A 21,835-nucleotide genomic window follows, 5' to 3' on the forward strand; every position below is an offset into this window, starting at 1 on the left:
ATACTTTACAAGCAGATTGTAAAATTTATAAAAAAAGGGGAGGATCCCATGAAAGCAACCCAGCGGTGGTCTGGCTTCATGCAGCAGCTTGTATTCGTCGGACCGGCTTTCGTTTTTTTCAGCATTATAGTGGCAGTCCCATTCCTCATGAGCATGTACTACTCGTTCACAGAGTGGAACGGGGTCACCTCCAACGTGAAGTGGGTCGGATTCGATAACTTCGTCCACATTCTGACGAATGATAAGGACTTCCACAAGTCATTCTGGTTCACGACAAGATTCACCGTTACGGAAGTGATTCTGGCGAATGTTGTCGGCTTCTTGCTGGCGCTCTTGCTGTCGCAGGCGTTGAAGTCGCGGAACGTGCTTCGCACGATCTTCTTCATGCCGAACGTCATCGGCGGTCTGTTGCTCGGCTTCATCTGGCAGTTCATCTTCGTGAAGGGCTTCGCGAGCATTGGAGAGCTGACAGACTGGTGGTTCTTCACGCTTCCGTGGCTCGGCGACTCGCCGACCGCCTTCTGGGCAATCGTCATCGTTAGCGTGTGGCAGCATGCCGGCTATCTAATGGTCATCTATATCGCAGGCTTGGCGAACGTGCCGAAGGAGCTGCAGGAGGCCGCTTACATCGACGGCGCGAACCGCTGGCAGACGCTGCGCAACATTACGTTCCCGATGATCATGCCATCGATTACGGTGTGTCTGTTCTTAACGATCTCGTGGGCGTTCAAGATGTACGATCTCAACGTGTCGCTGACATCGGGCGGACCTTTTAACTCCACACAATCGGTTGCACTGAACATCTATGAGGAAGCATTCCGCAACAATCGATACGGACTCGGTACGGCGAAGGCGTTCCTGTTCTTCATCATCGTTGCGATTATTACGATGGTTCAAGTTACAATTACGAAGCGTAAGGAGGTTGAGGCGTAATGGAGGCATCCAAAAAAAGCTATACGTTCCGGCTGTTCAGCCTTGAGGTGATCGGCATCATCGTCGCGCTGCTGTTCCTCGTGCCGTTCTACTTCGTCATCGTCAACTCGATGAAGACGTTCGGCGAGCTGCTCGTGAACACGTCCAACCTGCCGAAATCGTTCAACATCGCGAATTATATTAAGGTATGGGACATTATGAAGTTCCCGAAGGTGTTCATGAATTCGTTCTGGATTACGGTGTTCAGTAACCTCGGTCTTGTGCTCGTGAGCTCGATGGCGGCTTACCGTCTCGTGCGGCATCCGTCCCGCTTTAATAACCTGCTGTTCCTGGCGTTCGTCGCGGCGATGGTCATTCCGTTCCAGTCGATCATGATTCCGCTGGTGAAGGTGGCGAGCGAGGTCGGTCTGATGGACAGCCGTCTGGGCCTTATCATCTGTTACTTCGGCTTTGGCGTATCGCTCAACGTGTTCCTGTACCACGGCTTCATCAAGTCGATCCCGAAGGAGATCGAGGAGTCGGCGACGGTCGACGGCTGCTCCCCTTACGGTGTATTCTGGAAAATCATCTTCCCGCTCCTGAAGCCGATGAGCGTCACGATCGTGCTGCTGAACAGTCTGTGGATCTGGAACGACTTCCTGCTCCCGCTGCTCGTGCTGAACAGCCCGGACCTGCGGACGATTCCACTCGCCACGTACTCGTTCTTCGGTCAATATACGAAGCAGTGGGATATGGCGCTGGCCGCGCTCGTACTGGGTGTCATTCCGATCATCCTGTTCTTCCTGTCGATGCAGCGCTACATTATCGAGGGGATTACAGCCGGCTCGGTGAAGGGGTAGTCAGTTGGCGAAGGGTGAGCTTAGAGGCTAGCCAGTCTGTATTTGTTGCGGATGTAAATAAATGGGATGAAAGCGTTTGTTCAAAATGTTCCACCTTTTCGTTCAATATCTTACGTGTTCGAAGGGCGGAGCCTTTTATACAATAAATTCAGAAGCAGCAAGACACGCACGTTCAAATTGAGAGTTACACAAACAGGGAGGGTTCTTAGATGAAAACAAAGAAAATCGTAGGTCTTAGCCTCGCGGCCTTGCTCGCGATGACGACAGCAGCAGGCTGCGCACAGAAGGATGACGCTCAGCCGAACAACGGTGCGGCTCAAGGTGACAAGCCAGCTGCGAAGAACGTAACGCTGAAGATGTTCCAGTTCAAGGTGGAGATCGCAGAGCCGCTGGCGAAGCTCGTGCAGGAGTATGAGAAGCAGAACCCAGGCGTGAAAATCCAGGTTGATACAGTCGGCGGCGGCGCAGACTACGGCGCAGCGCTGATGGCGAAGTTCAACTCCGGCGACAAGCCTGACATCTTCAACAACGGCGGCTTCTCCGACCTCGACAAGTGGATCGAGCACCTCGAGGACCTGTCCGGCGAGCCGTGGGTGAAGGATCTCGTAGACGTGGCGAAGGAGCCAATGACGAAGGACGGCAAGCTGTACGGTCAGCCGCTGAACCTTGAGGGCTACGGCTTCCTGTACAACAAGGACCTGTTCCAGAAGGCCGGCATTACGGAGACGCCGAAGACGCTCTCCCAGCTGGAGGAAGCGGCGAAGAAGCTCCAGGCCGCAGGCATTACGCCATTCGTGAACGGCTACGGCGAGTGGTGGGTACTGGGTAACCACTTCGTGAACTTGCCGTTCGCTCACCAGCCAGATGCGAATGCATTCGTGAAGGGCTTGAACGATGGCACAGCGAAGATTCCTGGCAACTCAGCGTTCGATAATTGGGTGAAGCTGTTCGACCTGCAGCTGCAATACGGCAACAAGAACCCGCTGCAGACGGACTACAAGACTCAGGTTACGGAGTTCGCGACGGGCAAGGCGGCCATGACACAGCAAGGTAACTGGACGCAGACACAGCTTACACAGACGAACCCTGATCTGAAGGTAGGCTTCCTGCCAATGCCGATCAGCGAGGACGCGGCTGCGAACGACAAGCTTCCGGTCGGCGTACCGAACAACTGGGTGATCAACAAGAACTCCGCGAACAAGGAAGAGGCGAAGAAGTTCCTCAACTGGCTCGTTACTTCTGACCTCGGTAAGAAGTACATGGTTGAAGAGTTCAAGTTCATCCCTGCGTTCAAGACGATCTCCGCTGACGAGAAGATTCTCGGCCCTCTGGCTGCTGATATCATCCGCTACAGCAAGGACGGCAAGACGATTAGCTGGAACTGGTTCAAGTTCCCAGGCGGCGAAGCTTCCTCCAAGAAGTTCGCAGCGTCCATGCAGGCTTATGTGGCGAAGCAGAAGACGAAGGACCAGATGCTGACGGAGTTCCAAGAGGCATGGGATAGTCTGAAGAAGAAGTAATACGACGGTGAAAGCTACCGTGTGATTTATGAGGCACCGCCCCGTAGGGGGCGGTGTTTTTTGTGTTGGGGCGAGAGGCTGGTGCGGTGCGGGAGGGCGCGAGGCCGCGCGGTGGGCGCTGGGCGCGAGGTGGCGCGGTGGGTTAGCGCACGAAGCGTGAGCTAACGGCGAGCGCCGGGCGCTGGGCGCCGTGCGCGAGGCCGCGCGGTGCGATAGCGCACGAAACGTGAGCTAACGGCGAGCGCCGGGCGCCGTGCGCGAGGCCGCGCGGTAGGTTAGCGCACGAAACGTGCGCTAACGGCAAGCGCTGGGCGCTGGGCGCGAGGCGGCGCGGTGCGATAGCGCACGAAGCGTGCGCTAACGGCGAGCGCCGGGCGCTGGCCGCGAGGCCGCGCGGTAGGTTAACGCACGAAACGTGCGCTAACGGCGAGCGCTGGGCGCCGTGCGCGAGGCGGCGGGGTGGGTTAGCGCACGAAAGGTGCGCTAACGGCGAGCGCTGGGCGCCGTGCGCGAGGCGGCGGGGTGGGTTAGCGCACGAAGCGTGCGCTAACGGTGCGCGCTGGGCGCTGGGCGACAGGCCGCGCGGTGGGTTAGCGCACGAAACGTGCGCTAACGGTGCGCGCCGTGCGCTGGGCGCCGTGCGCGAGGCTGCGCGGTGGGTTAGCGCACGAAACGTACGCTAACGGCGAGCGCCGTGCGCCGTGCGCGAGGCCGCGCGGTGGGTTAGCGCACGAAGCGTGCGCTAACGGTGCGCGCTGGGCGCCGTGCGCGAGGCCGCGCGGTGGGTTAGCGCACGAAACGTGCGCTAACGGCGAGCGCCGTGCGCTGGGCGCCAGGCCGCGCGGTGCGATAGCGCTTTTGCACACGCAATATCAATCCCCCTGAAGATTCGGCTTATCGGAGAGAATAACCAACATATAGTCCGATTACGGGGATAAGATCGCACCCAGCAACGAATTACGGCGCTATATGCGGTGAGAGCGGAATTTGACCATTATGCAACGATGCCGGGTCGCTATACAATGGGAAGAACATCTGTTCAAGCTTGGAGGATCGAGCGTTATGACGAAGGCACTTCCTGCAACATTATCCGGCTGGCTCGAATCACGTAGGTCAAGCATCCCTCCGGACAAGCGGCTCTCCAATGAAGCTGCGGTATCGTTGTTCATTCACTTCTGCTTCCAGTTCGGCGCATCGATGTCCGGCGTGTTCCTGACGCTTTATTTATGGCGGTTAACCGAGAGCTTGACGATCAACGCCATTTATTTTGCAACGAGTTTTTCGGCTATGATGGTAGGCTTCGTATTCGGCGGCTGGATGATTAAGAAGAAAGATCGGATGGTCGTATACCGGATCGGCATAGCGATGAACGCGGTATTTTATCTTGCGGTCGTGTTCGCTGGGGAGCTAGTAGCGTCGTGGTATCTGCTCTTCGCTATAGGCCACGGTATTGCCGGTGCCTTCTACTGGGTTGGATACTTGACGCTGATGTATGAAGTGTCGACGGATCAGAACCGGATTCGTTATCTCGCGCTGAATACGACCATGTTTATGCTTGGCGGGCTTGTCGGACCAGCGCTCGCAGGCTTCCTCATCCGTATGAACGACGGGCTGCAGGGCTATACACTCGTCTTCGGCATCGCCTGTGTCATGTTCTTCATCGCGAGCATCGGCAGTCTGCGGATTAAGTCGAATGCGTCTCATCACCGCACGTATTATCTGAAGTACTCGGGCTTGCTCATCCGCAAGCATAAGCGGTGGGCGAAGTCGATGTACGGTTTTTTATCGCTAGGGCTGCTGCAGGGTCTGATGCTGTTCCTCCCCAACATCCTGCTATTCCGGCTTATCCCAAGGGAGGACATCGTTGGCTACCTTGGCGTGCTGTTCGCGCTGCTTAGCATTGGGGCAAGTATGTACATCTCACGGTTCGGTAACGAATCGTTAGCGAAGCGAATGATCGTATTATCGACACTCGGCTTCGTACTCGGAACACTGTTCATCGTAGCGGATATGTCGATCGGGTCCGTGCTCATCTTCATGATTCTGTACTCCGTCTGTGCGCCGCTACAGGGCAATACGATCACCGTGTTCTTCTATCGAACGATTGGCGAGCTACCGTTACGCGGCGAGCTGCGGGTCGAGTCGGTCGTGCTGCGTGAGATCTTCATCAATATTGGCCGTATTATTGCAATTGTCAGCTTCGTGCTCGTGTTAGAGCGCTACGGAATTGAGCTGCTACCTTGGGTACTGCTCGTCGCGGCCGCCCTGCAGATCACACTATACCTCTTTGTTGAAAATGGTTCAGGCGAACCCAAACCTCTCGCCCCCGTAGACCACCAGCAGCGACAGGAGCGTGCGGAGGCGTAGGGTTGGGGCTGGTTCTTATGACGGATGGTGTCATAACAACCAGCCCTTTTTGACGTTACGATGCGAATCATCGTAACGCCATCCCGCCCGCGCCCGATCCGCGTCGCGCGCCCCTCCGTTACGATGCGAATCATCGTAACGCCATCCCGCCCGCGCCCGGTCCGCGCCGCGCGCCCCTCCGTTACGATGAGAATCATCGTAACGCCAAGCCGTCCGCGCCCGGTCCACGGCGCGCGCCCCACCGTTACGATGCGAATCATCGTAACGCAACGCCGACCGCGCCCGGTCCGCGGCGCGCGCCCCTGCGTTACGATGGGAATCATCGTAACGCCATCCCGCCCGCGCCCGGTCCGCGGCGCGCGCCCCTCCGTTACGATGGGAATCATCGTAACGCCATCCCGCCCGCGCCCAGCCTGCGTCGCGCGCCCCTCCGTTACGATGAGAATCATCGTAACGCCAAGCCGTCCGCGCCCGGTCCGCGCCGCGCGCCCCTCCGTTACGATGCGAATCATCGTAACGCCAAGCCGTCCGCGCCCGTCGCGCCCCGCCCCGCGATCCCCCCTGCATAATCCCCCCTCTGCGAAGAAATGCTAAGCAGTACAACACGTTCCGAAGAGGCAGGGGATTATGAGATGTACGATAGCATTATTGTTGGTGGAGGCTTTGCCGGACTGCAGGCTGCGATTCAGCTGGGTCGGTACAAGCATCGGGTGCTCGTGATCGATAAGGGAGAGGGGCGTTCCACGCTCTGTGTGAGCTATAACAACATTCTCGGCTGGCCGGAGGGCGTGTCGGGACAGCACTTGCGTTCACTTGGACGAGCACAAGCGGAGCAATACGGTGTTCAGTTCGTGGAGGACGAGGTCATCGCAGCAGCGCGTGACGGCGAACAGTTCGAGCTGGCGCTTGCGCGTCTTGGCGGTGTGCTAAGAGCTCGGACGATGCTCATCGCAACAGGGATCAGAGATCGTTATCCTGCTTTGCCAGGCCTGACAGACAAGCTCGGGTGCAGCATCTACGTCTGTCCGGACTGTGACGGCTATGAGACGTCAGGTAAGCGGACCATCGTTCTTGGCGCAGGTGTGGCTGGAGCTGGGATGGCGATCACGCTGCGGTACTGGTGCGACGATCTCGTCTATGTGAATCATGAGCGGACTGTTATCGGCAGCGACAAGCACGAGAAGCTTCAGGAGCTCGGCATTGCTTATATAGAGGCAGAGATTACAGAGGTGCTGGGTGAGCAGGATGGAGAAGTGTCGAGGCTCACAGGTGTCAGACTCGCAGATGGTCGTGTCATCGAAGGGGAGAAGGGGTTCATTGCATTCGGAGGCAATAAGGTTGAATCGGAATGGGCAGCTTCGCTCGGCATTGAGCGGATGGAGAACAAGCACATTATCGTCGATCCGCGGACAAAAATGACGTCAGTCCCCCGCGTATGGGCAGCAGGCGATATTGGCGTTCATTCGGAGCAGTCCGTCATTGCGATGGGCGACGGCTCTCAAGCGGCCATCTGGATGCATAAGGAGCTGCTGAAGCTGAAGGCGCAGCAGCCTGTCGGCTCCTTCTAACGGCTCCGAGTGGCGGTTGGATGGTAGTAGGGATTGCCGCACCACTCACCCGACTATTGTGCCCCCTCCCCGTCCAGCCCGCCTGTCTCCTCGAACCGAAACCCGCCTTCGAGCACATGCTTGTACTCGTCGAGCGCCGCCTCGCCTGCTGGCGTAAGGCGGTATATGCCGCGCTCTACTCGCTCGAACCAGCCGTACACGTTGCTGCGCAGCGTGGCGGCTGCTTGGGCGTTGCCTGTCGCGTCGCGCAGCTTGCGCGGGGCTTGCGGGCCGTAGCGGTGGAGCAGGTGCGCCAGCTGCAGCGCCTTCTCGCGGTAAGCGGTGACGAGCTTGCGCTTCGAGCTGCCGCCCACGTTGTAATCGCCCTGTCGCTCCTTGAATTCCTTCTCCAGCTTGTCGGCGGCATATTTGCTGCGACGCGGCTTGCGGACGTTGCCTGCAGCAGCTCGTCCTTCCGGCGACAGCTCCGGTGGATGGCACTCGACCTCGACGCGCGGCTTGCGGCTCTTATAGAACTGCACCGTCATCATACCCAGACCCAGCATACCGCACAGCATGCGCAGCTCGGACCAGCTCGCTCCGTGCGGAGCGCGCCCCTTAGCGGGCCGCTCGAACGCCACGTACACCGTCCGCGACAGCCGCAGACGGTCGATGCCCTGCAGCAGCAGCGGCACCGAGAAGCTGCGCTTCAGCTCCACGATCAGCGGCGGCTCCTCGCCGCGGATCGCCACGATGTCGCAATGACGCACCTCGCCCCGCACCTCGTAGCCAAGCTGCTCCAGATATGCTTTGACAGGAGCGTACAGCTCCATCTCACTCTTGATCGCCACGACGCCCGCCCCTTCGATCTCGTCGACACCGCCCTTGGCTACAGCTTAGAACACCAGCCTATGGAGAGTGTGAACGCTCTTTCGGTCATTTAAGTACAGTCATTATAGGCGAATTTCTCTGCTTTGTCTAAAAAACAGGTCAACTTCTCCTCAGCGGCGCATAGGTATTTAATACACTTCGAGTTCGGCAGGAAGGTGCTGGAAGCCCGACCGCTGTCGATCTCACGGTCGATGACGCTACGACAGCCTTACCGTCAGCCGCAGCTTGTACCGATGCTCATGAAAGCTGGTTTTGCTTCGCAAAGCCCGGAGGAGGTTATCGAATATGGACATATTTAAGAAAATCGCCGATTATCGCACGGAAACCGAAAGGCTCTCATGGACAGGGACGTTCGCCGAGTACATGGACCTGCTCCGCGACAACCCGAGTCTGGCTATGACCGCACACGCGCGCGTATATGAAATGATCGCCTCTCACGGTATTGTGGAGAAGAACGGGCGGCGCAAGTACCAGTTTTTCGAGAAGGAGCTGTTCGGTCTCGATACGGCCATTGAGAAGCTTGTGGAGGAGTACTTCCACTCCGCAGCGAAGCGTCTGGACGTGCGCAAGCGTATCCTGCTGCTGATGGGGCCTGTAAGTGGCGGTAAGTCGACGCTCGTGACGATGCTGAAGCGGGGTCTGGAGCAGTTCTCCAGAACAGAGAAGGGCGCTGTCTTCGCCATCAAGGGCTGCCCGATGCATGAGGAGCCGCTCCATCTCATCCCCAATGAGCTTCGTCCGGAGGTCGAGCAGGAGTTCGGCGTCCGCATCGAGGGCAACCTGTGCCCATCGTGCCAGATTCGTCTGCGCGACGAATATAACGGCAGAATCGAGGAAGTGCTGGTCGAGCGCGTATTGCTGTCGGAGGAGAGCCGCGTCGGGATTGGTACGTTCAGTCCATCTGATCCGAAGTCTCAAGATATTGCCGACCTGACGGGTAGCATCGATTTCTCCACCATTACCGAATACGGCTCCGAGTCTGACCCGCGTGCGTACCGATTCGACGGTGAGCTGAACAAGGCGAATCGCGGTATTATGGAGTTCCAGGAGATGCTCAAGTGCGACGAGAAGTTTCTGTGGAACCTGCTCTCGCTCACGCAGGAGGGCAACTTCAAGGCTGGCCGCTTCGCGCTCATCAGTGCCGACGAGCTCATCATCGCGCATACGAACGAGTCGGAGTACAAGGCATTCATCAGCAATAAGAAGAATGAAGCGCTCCAATCCCGCATGATCGTCATGCCGATTCCATATAACCTCAAGGTGTCCGAGGAGGAGAAAATATACGCCAAGCTCATCGAGCAGAGCGATATGCGCCATGTTCACATCGCGCCTCATTCGCTGCGAGCCGCGGCGATCTTCTCGATCATGACCAGGCTCAAGGAGTCGAAGAAGCAGGGCATGGATCTGGTGAAGAAGATGCGCATGTACGACGGCCAAGAGGTCGAAGGCTACAAGGAAGCGGACCTGAAGGAGATGCAGAACGAGTTCCTCGAGGAAGGCATGACCGGCATCGACCCGCGCTACGTCATCAACCGCATCTCGAGCGCACTCATTCGTCATGATCTTGAATTCATCAATGCACTCGACGTGCTGCGTGCGCTTAAGGACGGACTCGACCAGCATCCTTCGATTACGAAGGAGGAGCGCGAGCGTTACCTGAACTTCATCTCCATCGCACGCAAGGAATATGACGAGCTGGCGAAGAAGGAAGTGCAGAAGGCGTTCGTGTACTCGTTCGACGAGTCCGCGAAGACGCTGTTCAACAATTACCTCGACAACATCGAGGCGTATTGCAACTGGACGAAGATCAAGGACCCGCTGACAGGTGAGGAGATGGACCCGGATGAGCGCCTCATGCGTTCGATTGAGGAGCAGATCGGCATCAGCGAGAATGCGAAGAAGGCGTTCCGCGAGGAGATTCTGATCCGTATGTCGTCGTACTCGCGTAAGGGCAGAAGATTCGACTACAGCAGCCATGAGCGTCTGCGTGAGGCGATCGAGAAGAAGCTGTTCACCGACCTCAAGGATATTGTGAAAATCACGACCTCGACGAAGACGCCAGACGAGAACCAGCTGAAGCGCATTAACGAGGTCATCAAGCGACTGGTGGAGGAGCATGGCTACACGACAGCGTCGGCCAACGAGCTGCTGCGTTATGTGGGCAGCCTGCTGAACCGCTAGCTGTTCGCTTGCGGCAACAGCCCAGCCGCCGACCAGCAGCCCAGCTAAGCTGGACCAACGCATGCCGATCAACAGCTCAGCAGCAGCTGGACACCCTCGTGCTAATCAACAGCTCAACCGCCGACCAGCCAGCTTGCTAACTGGACACCCGCGATTCACCAAAGAGGACTGCCGATATCCCCGGCAGTCCTCTTCGTCTCTACATGCAGTCGTCCTGCCTCTGCGTCCGTAAGCCCCCTGACTAAGGTCAGCGCGGACGCTTACATCCGCGGGCTTCCTGTCCCTATTCGGACTCGGCTGCGCGGAGTACAATTTCGACCGTCGTACCGACGCCGACCTGGCTGTAGATTTTCATCTCGCCGCCATGATCCTCGATAATTCGGAATGTGACCATTAGGCCTAGGCCGGTGCCCTTCTCCTTCGTTGTATAGAACGGCTCGCCCAGCTTAGGAAGACGGTCCTCCGGAATGCCACAGCCTTCATCCATGAAGCGCAGCAGCACACGGCGATCGTCCAGCCTTCTAAGCTCAATACGGATCGTACCGCCCTCGTTCATCGAGTCGATCGAATTGTTAAGCACGTTAATGAACACCTGCTTAATCTGATTCTCATTACATATAATGGGGGGGAGGTTCGGCTCTGTGTCGACCTCGATCTCCACATTGCGGCCTGCAGCTTGCCCACCAAGCAGCATCACCGTGCTCAGCACAATTGACTCGGCGTTGCTCGGCTCATAGGCGATGGACTGCGGCTTCGCAATCACGAGAAATTCGCTGACGATAAAGTTAATGCGGTCAAGCTCTTCCTTCATTATATTGAAGTAATGGTCGAAGCCTTGTACACGTGTCTGCATCAGTTGAACGAAGCCCTTGAGCGACGTTAACGGATTGCGGATCTCATGTGCGACGCCAGCCGCTAATTGACCGACGATCGACAGCTTCTCGGAGCGAATAAGCATCTCTTCTGCGCGCTTGCGCTCGCTAATGTCTTGACCGATCATATAGATGCCGGCGATCTGCTTGCCTACATAGATTGGGAAGCTGTGTACGCTCAGCTCGATACGCTTGCCTTGCTTGTGCTGGAAGGCAAGCTCATATTGGGGAGTTGCCCCTTGGATCGTATCGTGGAAGAAGTTATACCACTGTGGATAATGCTCGGGCAGTATGAGCGTTCCGATCGTCTTATGTAGTAAGTCCTTCTCCGTGTAGCCCGTGACAGCGATCATCGCCGGATTCACGCTCGTGATGAGGCCGTTCAGATTCAGCGAACAGATCGGGTCCGGGTTATGGACGAACAACGACTTGTTGCGCAGCTCGCTCTCTTCTAATAGAATCTCCGTCTTGCGCTTCTCATACAGCGCCTTGATCATCGCATACGAACGGGCGAATCGATGATCCTCTTCCTGAGCGAGAATCGTCTCGAACAGCTTGTCATCCTCTTCATCTGGCATCCCATGCTCGAGCTTCTTCATCTTCTGTATAAGACTCATCAGCTTGACGATATGATCTCCCTGAATCCACGCAGCCGAGGCGGTGCGCATCGTGGAGTCGGAATCCGCTTGCAGCGTCACGATGCCCTTGCGAGAATCGTAATTCGTCACGCAGTTCATATTGACCAATGTCATCTGGTCGATCAAGCGGAAGTTCTCCTCGAACAAGAACTCCTCGAAGCCCTCGAGAGAGGCTGCCCAATAAAATTTGTCATGAGCGGTATATATCAAAAACTCCCGATCTCGAATACACTCGATCTTCATGACCTCATCGGACGAAATGATTTCGATATCGGAGCTTCTTTTATCTCGCACGACCGGAATTTTTTGCATGGATGAAGATCACCTGCCTGTTGCAATCGTTACATATGGTATGAGTCGTACCTCGATAAGTAGCATGCCGTGCCATGTATAATATAGTAGAAATCGTTCGTGAAATAAATGAGGTAAAGGTCATTATATTATACCGCTTGTCGAAATATGAAGTAAATGGGAACGGTTAATTAAGTTTTTGTGCGAAAGTACACAGAATTAGCCAATGACATCGAAGCAGACAGCCTTTATAATTTAATTATAAGAACAAGGCTCTATGCAGTAAGGGGTTATGGTAAGTGATAGATATTCATACACACATCCTGCCTGGTATCGATGACGGCGCCGCGAATGAGGAGCAAGCGCTGCAGATGGCCAGAGCCGCTGTGGCCGACGGTATTCATACATTGATCGCAACGCCGCACCATTACAATGGTAAATATACGAATCCAGGCGCTATGGTTCGTGAGCGAGTCCAGGCGTTGAACGCGTTGCTGCAGGCGAATGGCGTAGACGTTCAAGTGCTGCCCGGCCAAGAGGTGCGCCTCAATCGCGAGCTGCTGGACGAGCTGCAGTCCGGTGTAACTATCGGCTTGCATGATACAACGTACGTGCTGCTGGAGCTGCCTTCGTCCGACGTGCCGTCGTATACCGAGGAGATGCTTCATGAGCTGCTGCTCATGGGCCGCATTCCGATCATCGCGCATCCGGAGCGCAATGCCGTGCTCGCTTCAGACACCGAGCAGCTGTCCCGGCTCATCGAGGCTGGCGCACTCGCCCAGCTCACCTCGCATTCGATTAACGGTGTATATGGCCGCAAGCTGCAGAAGCTGTGCTTCACTTGGTGCAAGCAAGGTCTGATCCAATTCGTATCGTCGGATGCGCATAACGTGGAGCATCGGGCGTTCCATCTGAGACAAGCGTATGAGGCGGTTCGGGAGCAGTGCGGCTCGGACATGACAGACTACTTGATGGGCAATGCAGAGCGGCTCGTCGCGGGGGAACTGGTTCGGGTCCGAACAGCGGCCGTAGCTTCTGGGAGGAAATGGTGGAAGTTATGGGGGTAATCCGCATTTTTGTCTAGGCTTAGTATATAAAATTTTCTTTAAAATTATTGTATTTCATTGACCCTGCCTACTGGACATGGTAACATTTTGTAGCGATGTTTGCAGAAAATCGTCGTATTCTTGATTTATATTCATAAAGCGGCCAATGACTTCGCTACTACCTGTTCGCTATATCGTACATGTGAACAGGGAAGCGACTGATGCTCATGCTGCTTTTTATATAATATTAGATTCAGAGAGGAATGGGAGTATTGAAAAATAAAGTTATTGCGTCTACAGTTGCAGCCAGCTTGGCACTTGGTTCGTTCGCGGGATTGCCGCTTAGCACGAATGGTCTGTTGGAGAAGCTGGGGGTTAGCACCGCACATGCAGAATCCTCAGCAACGGTTGATTCGGTAGCCGTGCGCTTGCAGCAGTATCAAGCGTTCCTGTGGGAAGAGGAGCGGGTACAATCGATCCGCGATGCCCGCGCAGAGCTGAAGAACGTAACGGATGTTGAGCTTGTGAGACCGTTGACCGAAAAGATTAAGGGAAGCAAGGTCTCTGCAACTAGCTCCGCTCGTATTCTGAAGCTGTTCGCTCGTCTTGGACTGTTCTTCAATACGAACAGCGCTTCGGCATACGAGTACTTGAACGATGCAGAGGTACGCGAGACGCTGGAAGCGCTGGCGAAGAACGCTGACACGAGCCTGTCTGATCCGGAGCTGACGGTACAGGATGCGGTCGACTTCGCGATGAAGGTGCAGGACGAGGTACTGGATGAGCTGAAGAGCCAGAGCTTGCTGGAGCTTGCCTCACTTGCGAATGACAAGGTGAAAATCAAGGCGTTCATCAAGGAAGCCATTGCGGATGTGCTTGCCGACGACAATGCATTCAGCAACGTGCTGAAGCATCAGAACACGGAGGATCCGATCAATGCGGACGATGTCGCACAAGTGATCGTGAACCTGATCGATGCGGTCGATCCAGAGCGTGAGGCGGTCGAGAACATTGCGCTGTCGGTACTTCGCTACGAGGCGAATACGTCGATTAAGCATGGTGATTCAGGCAAAGAGGAATACAGCTTATCGTTCAATGTGCTCGGTATCGAGGTTCCTGCTGCTCTGATGAAGTGGGAGTTCGTTCCTTCGTCCACTACCGATAAGACCATAACTGTAGACGGCACGAAGGATAGTAAAGTAACCGTTAAGCTCTCCAGTGTTGGCGAAGTTAGCGGAACGATTAACGGCTACATTAAGCTGGCCGCTGGCATGCCGCTGAATGACGTGCTGCTGGTGAAGAAGGATAGTGTGTCGTTGAAGAAGGAAGAGGAACAGACGCCGCCAGATGGCAACCCAGGGAATGGAAACCCAGATGATGGAACCACCGGTTCCAACACTACACCACCTCCAGCTGAGCCAATTGAGGAGCTAGACAAAGAATTGGACAAGGTCGGCCAGGAATTAGCCACTCTTCCTCTATCCGAGCAGCTCGCCAAGCTGGACGGCCTTGTGAAGCAAGCAGCCGCTGCGCTGGATAAGGTTGCGACCGTCGACCTGAAGGATAAAGTGACCGTCACTGGCGATAAGGCCGAGGTGAAGGTTGACGCGGCTGCGTTGACAGGCAATATGAAGAAGGTTGCCGAAGAAGCGAAGAAGGTGAACGACAAGCTGAAGGAGCTTGGCGCACCGATTGTGAAGCCTGAGCTGAAGCTTGCGCTTGGCGAAGTGAAGGCGAAGGAAGTTAAGATTCCGCTGCCTAAGGATTTATTTGCAGGTGCAGCTGACAATGGTGTTGAACTCGTGAGAGTTGAATTCAACGATGTGAGCATCGGAATGGACCCGAGCGAATTCGGTGCAGATACGACGGTCGATGTACAGACGTTGGATAAGAACGTCGTTCCTGAACAGAAACGTTCTTCGCTTGTAAGCACTTTACTTGACTTTACTTTTACAGTTGGCGGCCAAGTGAAGAGCACGTTTGAGACACCGATTGATCTGCGCTTGAATATCCCGACTCATCCGGAGCCAGATTACTTGTCGATCTTCAAGGTCGAAGTTGATAATCGCTTGACGAATTACGGTGGAAAGTTTAGTAATGGCAGTGTCGGATCGAGGTTGTATACGTTCTCCGCATATACAGTCATGGAGAACAAGGTATCGTTCGACGATACCAGCTCCGTGAACGCCTGGGCAGGTCGCCAGATTCAATCTGCTGCAGCGAAGGGTATTGTGGAAGGTCGTGCGGACAAGCAGTTCGTTCCTAACGATTCTGTGACGCGTGCAGAATTCGCGAAGATGATTGTGAATGCATACGGCCTGAACACGCCGAATGCGAAGGAGACGTTCGACGACGTCGAGGCTACCGATTGGTTCGCTCCATACGTAGCTGCAGCTGTGAAGCACGGTCTCGTGAACGGACGCTCCGAAGGCAAGTTCGAGCCGAACGGCAAGATTACTCGTGCTGAGATGGCGACGATCGCCGCTCGTGCGCTGTCAGCTGTGAATGGCTGGCCGGCTGTGAAGGATGTAGATGCTTCTCTGAAGAAGTTCACAGATAATAGCTCGATTGACTCCACGCTGAAGGCAGGCGTTGCACTCTCTACTGCTCACGGTATCGTGATCGGTGAAGAGAATGAGAAGTTTAACCCGAACGGTGATTCGACTCGTGCGCAAGCTGCAGTGGTCATCTACCGACTGCTGAATAAATAAGCTGCTATCGTGATTGAGGTGCCTCCTCTCCGTGTGGAGGGAGGTGCTTCATTCATTTTGCCATTATGCGCGAAAATTGTGGGAATCATTCGAATCTTATCGAATAAGATGAACGAGCATGAACAGGGATGGGGGAACATAATGGAGCTCGATTTGAGGGATTACTTGAAGATCATTAAGAAACGGATCTGGTTAATCCTCGTTTTTGTATTGCTGTGTACACTGACCACGGGAGTAGTCAGCTACTTCTTCATGACACCGGTATATGAAGCTTCAACGAAGCTCATTGTGAACAAATCGAATGAACAGCAAGGCCTGCAGCAGGTCGATATTAACTCGGTTAACCTGAATATTCGTCTCATTGAGACGTATAAGGAAGTTATTAAGACGCCGCGCATTATGGACAAGGTGGCCAAGGAGTATCCACAGTTCAACCTGACGGCGGAACAGCTGATTAAGAAAGTTCGAGTGAGCTCTGTGAACAACACGCAGGTGATGACATTAATCGTACAAGACAACTCTTACAATAAAGCGGCCGATATTGTGAACGCCGTATCCAGGGTGTTCCAGCAAGAAATTCCGCAAATCATGAAGGTCGACAACGTGTCGCTGCTGAATGAGGCCATCTACATCGACAATCCGGTGCCGGTCAAGCCTAACCCGAAGCTCAATATTGCGATCAGCTTCATCGTGTCGCTGATGATCGCGATCGGTCTTGCCTTCCTGTTCGATTACATGGACGATTCCATTAAGACCGAGGAAGACGTTAAGCAATATTTGAATTTGCCGACAGTAGCTATGATTGCGAAGATTAAGGAAGAAGATCTAGCGAATCCGAAGTCATCTTCCTCCACATCTAAACAGGTAGGTGAGCCGACTCATGTTACCATTAACCAATAATCGCCGCCCGATTATTACTCATGAGAATCCGAAGTCGCCGATCTCAGAAGCGTACCGAACGCTGCGTACGAACATCCAGTTCTCTGCGATCGATGAAGACCTGCGCATTCTGATGGTCACATCAGCCGGACCTGGGGAAGGGAAATCGACGACCTTGACCAACCTCGCTGTGGCCTATGCCCAGACCGACCTCAAGGTTGTGCTGATCGATGCCGACCTGCGGAAGCCGACGATGCATCATACATTTACTCAGACGAACCGTTGGGGATTGACGAGTGTGCTGGCCGGACAAGCTCAGCTCGATGAGGTAATTCGTGAGACGTACATCCCGAACCTGAGCATTATTACCGCTGGACCGATTCCACCGAATCCGTCGGAGATGCTGTCGTCCAAGCGGATGACCGCGCTGCTCGATGAGCTGAAGAGTCGCTATGACATCGTGCTGATCGACACGCCGCCGGCTCTCGCCGTAACCGACGCTCAGATCGTGGCAACCAAGTGTGACGGTGTCATTCTCGTCGTAGACTCGGGCAAGGTGAAGCGCGACATGGCGATCAAGGCGAAGGCCAATCTTGATCACGTGAAAGCCCGCATACTCGGCGTCGTGCTGAACAACATGGACCGCAAGAATGCCGAGTCGTATTACTATTATTATTATGGAGCACCAGAGAATAAAAAATAACAGGCGCTAGATCGATAACGGAGGATGGTTATGAGTTACGAGAAACGATTATCATTACTTGTCATGCTGGATGTATTCATTGTATGGTTTAGCATCATGACAGCGTACGTGCTGCGTTTTGACGGAAACATACCATCCTCCTTCGTCATGCAAGCGATGCTGTATGGTATAGTATCGAGCATCATCTGCATCTATACGATGCGGCACTTCAAGCTGTACAACCGGGTGTGGCAATACGCCAGCACGCACGAGATGATCGCGATCTTCAAGTCAGTGACAGCAGGGGTCATTGCTTCGTACGTGCTTGTGCTCATATTCACACAGGAGCGGGTGCCGCTGTCCGTCCTGCTGCGCAATTATGAGACGTTGCTGCTGATGCTGGGCGCCTCGCGCTTCGCTTGGAAGTTCGTGCGTGATCGGTACGTCGTGAAGCCGAGCAGCTCGCAGAAGCGGGCGCTCATCTACGGCGCTGGCGACTGCGGTGCGATGATTGCGAAGGAGATGCTGAACCAGCCGAATGCTGACCTGTACCCTGTCGTATTCATGGATGATGATCGGACGAAGCACAGGCATCACATTCATAACATTCCGGTGTTAAGCGGCAGGTCTGACTTGCCGATTATCGTAGACCGGATGGACATTGATGAGATTATTATTGCGATACCGTCGCTGTCACGCAAGGAGACGGCTGAGATCATCGAGGTATGTAAGACGACCAAGGCGAAGCTGAAGCTGATCCCTCGACTTCAGGATCTGATCGATGGTAAGGTGACGATTAAGGAAATACGTCACGTTGAGGTGGAGGATCTGCTCGGTCGTGATCCGATCAATGTCGATCTGGAAGGCATCGCGAATTATGTGGAAAATAAAGTGGTGCTCGTGACGGGAGCTGGTGGGTCGATCGGCTCTGAGCTGTGCCGCCAGATCGGACCATTCCAGCCGAAGTGCCTGATTCTGCTCGGACATGGCGAGAACAGCATCTACAATATCGAGATGGAGATTCGCCGTAAGTACCCGGAGCTGCCGATCGAGACGATCATCGCTGATATTCAGGATCGTGAGCGTATACATGAGGTGTTCGACACGTATCGTCCTCAGGTCGTGTTCCACGCCGCGGCGCATAAGCATGTCCCGCTCATGGAGCGTAACCCGGCCGAGGCGATCAAGAACAACGTGTTCGGTACGAAGAACGTCGCAGAAGCTGCAGACCGCTATGGCAGCGAGCGCTTCGTCCTCATCTCGACCGATAAGGCCGTCAACCCGACCAGCATCATGGGCACGACGAAGCGTATCGCCGAGATGATCATCCAGTCGCTCGACAAGACGAGCCAGACGAAGTTCGTCGCCGTCCGCTTCGGCAACGTATTAGGCAGCCGCGGCAGCGTCATCCCGCACTTCAAGAAGCAGATCGCCCTCGGCGGTCCGGTCACGGTCACGCATCCCGAGATGATCCGCTACTTCATGACGATCCCGGAAGCCGTCCAGCTCGTCATCCAGGCCGGTGCCTTCGCCCAAGGCGGCGAAGTATTCATCCTCGACATGGGCGAGCCCGTGAAGATCGTCCAGCTGGCTGAGGACTTGATCCGTCTATCCGGCTTCACGCCGTATGATGACATTGAGATCGAGTTCACCGGCATGCGCCCTGGCGAGAAGCTGTATGAGGAGCTGCTGACGGATGAGGAGGGGCTCGGCTCGACGAAGCATGATCGGATCTTTGTAGGGAAGCCGCTTCATCTGAACCCTGCACAGCTCGAGTTCGAGCTGAAGAAGCTGGAGAAGGTGACGCTTGAGGATCAACAGGCGATTCGCGAGATGCTGAAGAAGATGGTGCCGACGTTTTTGAATGTTTCATAAAAGGGAATATTGTTCTAATTAAAAACAAAAAAATAGGGTGAAATATTTTGTATATTTTTTTTCTGTATCTCATTCTTGGACTATTAATCATATTATTTGAGAAAATTAGAAAAAAGAACAGCATAGTCGATATGTTGACTTTTATTAATTTGTTTTTCTTAGTTTCTTATATAATATATCCCGTATCTCTATGGTTTTATGAAGGCAGAGTAATTCCGTGGAAATATACGTCCAAGGACGAGATAAGTTTCACATCCAACTTTTTTTTAATATTTATTTTTTATGTATTTTTAATTCTTGGATTCTATGTTAGGTTTTCTAAATATAATACCCGACTATATTTAAAAATTAAACAGAAAATAGATCCAATAAAAGTTGCGGTAATTCTACTCATTCTTGGAATTCTTGCTTTTATCTTATTTGTCATTTCATATGGTGGTCTTTCTTATGTAATTCAAAATGCCGGAGCAATACGAGGCGGGTATGTTGAAAGATCAAATTTCGGAGCTATTGTAAATCTTTTTACTAAAAATATTTATCTCAGTTTTTGGATACTTCTAACAATATTCATAACTTCTAATAAAAATAAACTCGTGCTTATATTATTAATTTTATCGTTAAGTTCATCTATAGCAGTTGGCATTATTGGTGCTGGTCGTCTTGATTTTTTAATGATTTTTATAATTGCTTATTTTATCATAGTGAGTATTAAGCATAAGTTTTATTTCAGATATTTAATATTAATATTACCATTATCGTTATATACGATACTTTTTGGGAAAGAGATTTTTGGTTCAATTCAGTATGGATATAGTGGAGTTTTAAATGCAATTGAATATAAGCGTGAAGTAGTTGGGGGAGATCTGTTCTCAGGAATTATTCAGTACTTTGCACATCCTTTTATTTCTATACAAGCTTCATTAGATTCGACAGAGAGTTATAGATTTTTTAGTGACTTCCCTTACTCGTTTCTGTTCTTTCTGAAAATTTTTAACTTACAAGTACCGGAAACAATCGTATATTACAACACCGAATTCTTAAGCGGAATTTTTGAGAGTGATATACCAGCAGGTGTTGTTGCGTTTTCTTATTATAATCTAGGTATTTTAGGTATTATCATTTTTGGCTTTGTGTTCGGTGTAGTGAGTAAAGTTATTGAGGACCTGTTCATCTCGATAAAACAAAGTGCTCTCGGTATTGTACTATATTTGTTTACATGCTATTCATACGGTTGGTTTGTTACTCATGCTGAACTTCGAATTAACATATTATTCATGGCGTTTAGTATACCTTTACTAGTGCTTATAGTTTTTTATAGTAAACTTTATTCTACAAAAAGTCTTCAAGGTACTAGCATATGAAAAAAAACATTCTTCTTAGTTTTGTGAATTATGGTTGCTATTATTTTTCACAATGGCTAATTATAGTATTGCTAGCTAGATTCACAACTAAAGAGGATTTAGGTGTGTTTTCACTTGCACTAGCAATATGTGTACCGATGTTTTATTTTTTCGGACTGAGTTTTAAAAGTGTGATGTCAACAGATCAAGCTATTGATAGTACCGTTAGTAACTATCTTTCAATTCGATTGTTTTCATTTATTCCTGTATTTTTGTTGACAATTAGCATTGCATTTTTGTTTGATTATGCTGCTTACTTGAAAATTTTTATGTTAGTATTTGCGTGGAAGTTACTTGAGTTTGTTTCAGACGTTATTCATGGATATTTTCAAAGCAAGGAGTATTTTTTTAAGCTCACCATCGCGCAAATAATAAAAGCTAGTTTGGTTATCGTATGTTCTTTTGTAGTTTTGCTATTTTATCCTAGTGTTGTAGCGATATTATATACATTGATTGTTGTTTATTTGGTTGGTTTGATTGTTGAACTCGTAATGTTACTTAAGCCTGGAATTGTTACTTTTCAATTAGACCTTAAGGGGACTGTAAGCGTCTTAAAGAGAACATACCCTTTGGCTTTTGTAGTGTTGATTAGTAATCTATTCAATAACGTCCCCCGATATATGCTTGAACAAATTAGTTTGGAAGCAGTCGGTGTGTTTTCGGCTGTTTATTACTTTGCAGTAATAGGAAGTTCAGTTATTAATTCAATAAGCCAGGCTCTGCTTCCTAGACTATCCAAGTACTATAATCTTGGTGAACGTAACAAGTATAATCAGATCTTGAAAAAATCTACGTTGGTGTCTGTTGGATTAGGCGTAGGATGGCTATTGATTACAGTCATTTTTGGAGATCAACTGCTTTATATTATATTTGGTGAAGAATACATGTTATATCAGAGTTTGCTTGTGTATTTGTCCGTAGGGATGCTCTTTTTATATTCTTCTATTTTTATTGGTACTTCACTGCATGTTGCCGGTCAGTACCATCAACAATTGAAAATTAATGTTGCTTCTTTAGTTGTTTTATGTATCTCATCATTTTTAGCAATTGGACATTTCGGATTAGATGGTGCTGGTATAGCAATAATGCTCACTAATTTGTTTCATAGTATCCTTATATTCACTGTATATAGTTACAAGTTTAAATGGACTCATTAAATGAAT

The 21,835-nt window shown here is 52.2% G+C and carries 16 protein-coding genes; 14 read left to right on the top strand and 2 right to left on the bottom strand.

Features of this window, described 5'->3' with window-relative positions; all coding sequences use genetic code 11:
- Positions 1-48 precede the first annotated feature (48 nt).
- The 5 genes from PAE68_RS06975 to PAE68_RS06995 all read left to right on the top strand — a co-directional run bounded on the left by PAE68_RS06975 (position 49) and on the right by PAE68_RS06995 (position 7,227).
- The gene (locus tag PAE68_RS06975; protein ID WP_281885420.1) at positions 49-933 is read left to right on the top strand and encodes a carbohydrate ABC transporter permease; all 885 of its coding nucleotides are present in this window, start codon (positions 49-51) and stop codon (positions 931-933) included.
- Positions 933-1,772 (top strand): carbohydrate ABC transporter permease, encoded by an 840-nt coding sequence (locus PAE68_RS06980; RefSeq protein WP_281885422.1) that lies wholly within the window; start codon positions 933-935, stop codon positions 1,770-1,772. Before PAE68_RS06975 ends, PAE68_RS06980 begins: the two co-directional genes overlap by 1 nt.
- 209 nt (positions 1,773-1,981) lie before the next feature.
- Positions 1,982-3,292, top strand: a complete 1,311-nt coding sequence (locus PAE68_RS06985) for an ABC transporter substrate-binding protein (RefSeq protein WP_281885424.1) — start codon at positions 1,982-1,984, stop codon at positions 3,290-3,292.
- Positions 3,293-4,354: 1,062 nt separating this feature from the next.
- Positions 4,355-5,659, top strand: coding sequence for an MFS transporter (locus PAE68_RS06990; protein ID WP_281885426.1), 1,305 nt, complete (start codon positions 4,355-4,357; stop codon positions 5,657-5,659).
- Positions 5,660-6,291: 632 nt separating this feature from the next.
- Positions 6,292-7,227 (top strand): NAD(P)/FAD-dependent oxidoreductase, encoded by a 936-nt coding sequence (locus tag PAE68_RS06995; protein ID WP_281885429.1) that lies wholly within the window; start codon positions 6,292-6,294, stop codon positions 7,225-7,227.
- Between the two features lie 53 nt (positions 7,228-7,280).
- On the opposite strand, the gene PAE68_RS07000 is transcribed toward PAE68_RS06995, so the two are convergent.
- On the bottom strand, positions 7,281-8,057 hold the full coding sequence (locus PAE68_RS07000; RefSeq protein WP_281885431.1) for a DUF2161 domain-containing phosphodiesterase: 777 nt from the start codon (positions 8,055-8,057) through the stop codon (positions 7,281-7,283).
- 123 nt (positions 8,058-8,180) lie between these two features.
- Between PAE68_RS07000 and PAE68_RS07005 the strand changes: the two genes are divergently transcribed.
- Both PAE68_RS07005 and PAE68_RS07010 read left to right on the top strand, forming a co-directional pair.
- Complete coding sequence (locus PAE68_RS07005; RefSeq protein ID WP_281885433.1) at positions 8,181-8,396, top strand: hypothetical protein; 216 nt, start codon at positions 8,181-8,183, stop codon at positions 8,394-8,396.
- A complete protein-coding gene (locus tag PAE68_RS07010; RefSeq protein ID WP_281885435.1) occupies positions 8,383-10,278 on the top strand; it encodes a PrkA family serine protein kinase in 1,896 nt (631 codons plus the stop codon). The genes PAE68_RS07005 and PAE68_RS07010 overlap by 14 nt, the downstream gene beginning before the upstream one ends.
- A gap of 283 nt (positions 10,279-10,561) precedes the next feature.
- Here the strand turns inward: PAE68_RS07010 and PAE68_RS07015 are convergent, their stop codons facing one another.
- Entirely contained in the window at positions 10,562-12,100 is a 1,539-nt protein-coding gene (locus PAE68_RS07015) for an ATP-binding protein (protein WP_281885437.1), read from the bottom strand.
- 278 nt (positions 12,101-12,378) lie between these two features.
- Here PAE68_RS07015 and PAE68_RS07020 point away from each other — a divergent pair, with 278 nt between their 5' ends.
- From PAE68_RS07020 to PAE68_RS07050, 7 genes are all read left to right on the top strand, one after another.
- Entirely contained in the window at positions 12,379-13,146 is a 768-nt protein-coding gene (locus PAE68_RS07020) for a tyrosine-protein phosphatase (protein ID WP_281885440.1), read from the top strand.
- 251 nt (positions 13,147-13,397) lie between these two features.
- Positions 13,398-15,836 carry an S-layer homology domain-containing protein gene (locus tag PAE68_RS07025; RefSeq protein WP_281885442.1) on the top strand — a complete coding sequence of 813 codons (2,439 nt, stop codon included), beginning with the start codon at positions 13,398-13,400 and terminating at the stop codon, positions 15,834-15,836.
- A gap of 141 nt (positions 15,837-15,977) precedes the next feature.
- A complete protein-coding gene (locus PAE68_RS07030) occupies positions 15,978-16,736 on the top strand; it encodes a YveK family protein (RefSeq protein WP_281885444.1) in 759 nt (252 codons plus the stop codon).
- Positions 16,717-17,418: a CpsD/CapB family tyrosine-protein kinase gene (locus PAE68_RS07035; RefSeq protein WP_281885446.1), complete on the top strand. Its 702-nt coding sequence runs from the start codon at positions 16,717-16,719 to the stop codon at positions 17,416-17,418. The genes PAE68_RS07030 and PAE68_RS07035 overlap by 20 nt, the downstream gene beginning before the upstream one ends.
- 30 nt (positions 17,419-17,448) lie before the next feature.
- Complete coding sequence (locus PAE68_RS07040; protein ID WP_281885448.1) at positions 17,449-19,272, top strand: polysaccharide biosynthesis protein; 1,824 nt, start codon at positions 17,449-17,451, stop codon at positions 19,270-19,272.
- 131 nt (positions 19,273-19,403) lie between these two features.
- Positions 19,404-20,633, top strand: coding sequence for an O-antigen polymerase (locus PAE68_RS07045; RefSeq protein ID WP_281885450.1), 1,230 nt, complete (start codon positions 19,404-19,406; stop codon positions 20,631-20,633).
- A complete protein-coding gene (locus PAE68_RS07050; protein ID WP_281885452.1) occupies positions 20,630-21,829 on the top strand; it encodes a lipopolysaccharide biosynthesis protein in 1,200 nt (399 codons plus the stop codon). Before PAE68_RS07045 ends, PAE68_RS07050 begins: the two co-directional genes overlap by 4 nt.
- The last annotated feature ends 6 nt before the right edge of the window (positions 21,830-21,835 follow it).

The organism is Paenibacillus sp. YYML68, from assembly GCF_027923405.1.
Taxonomy (GTDB): domain Bacteria; phylum Bacillota; class Bacilli; order Paenibacillales; family NBRC-103111; genus Paenibacillus_G.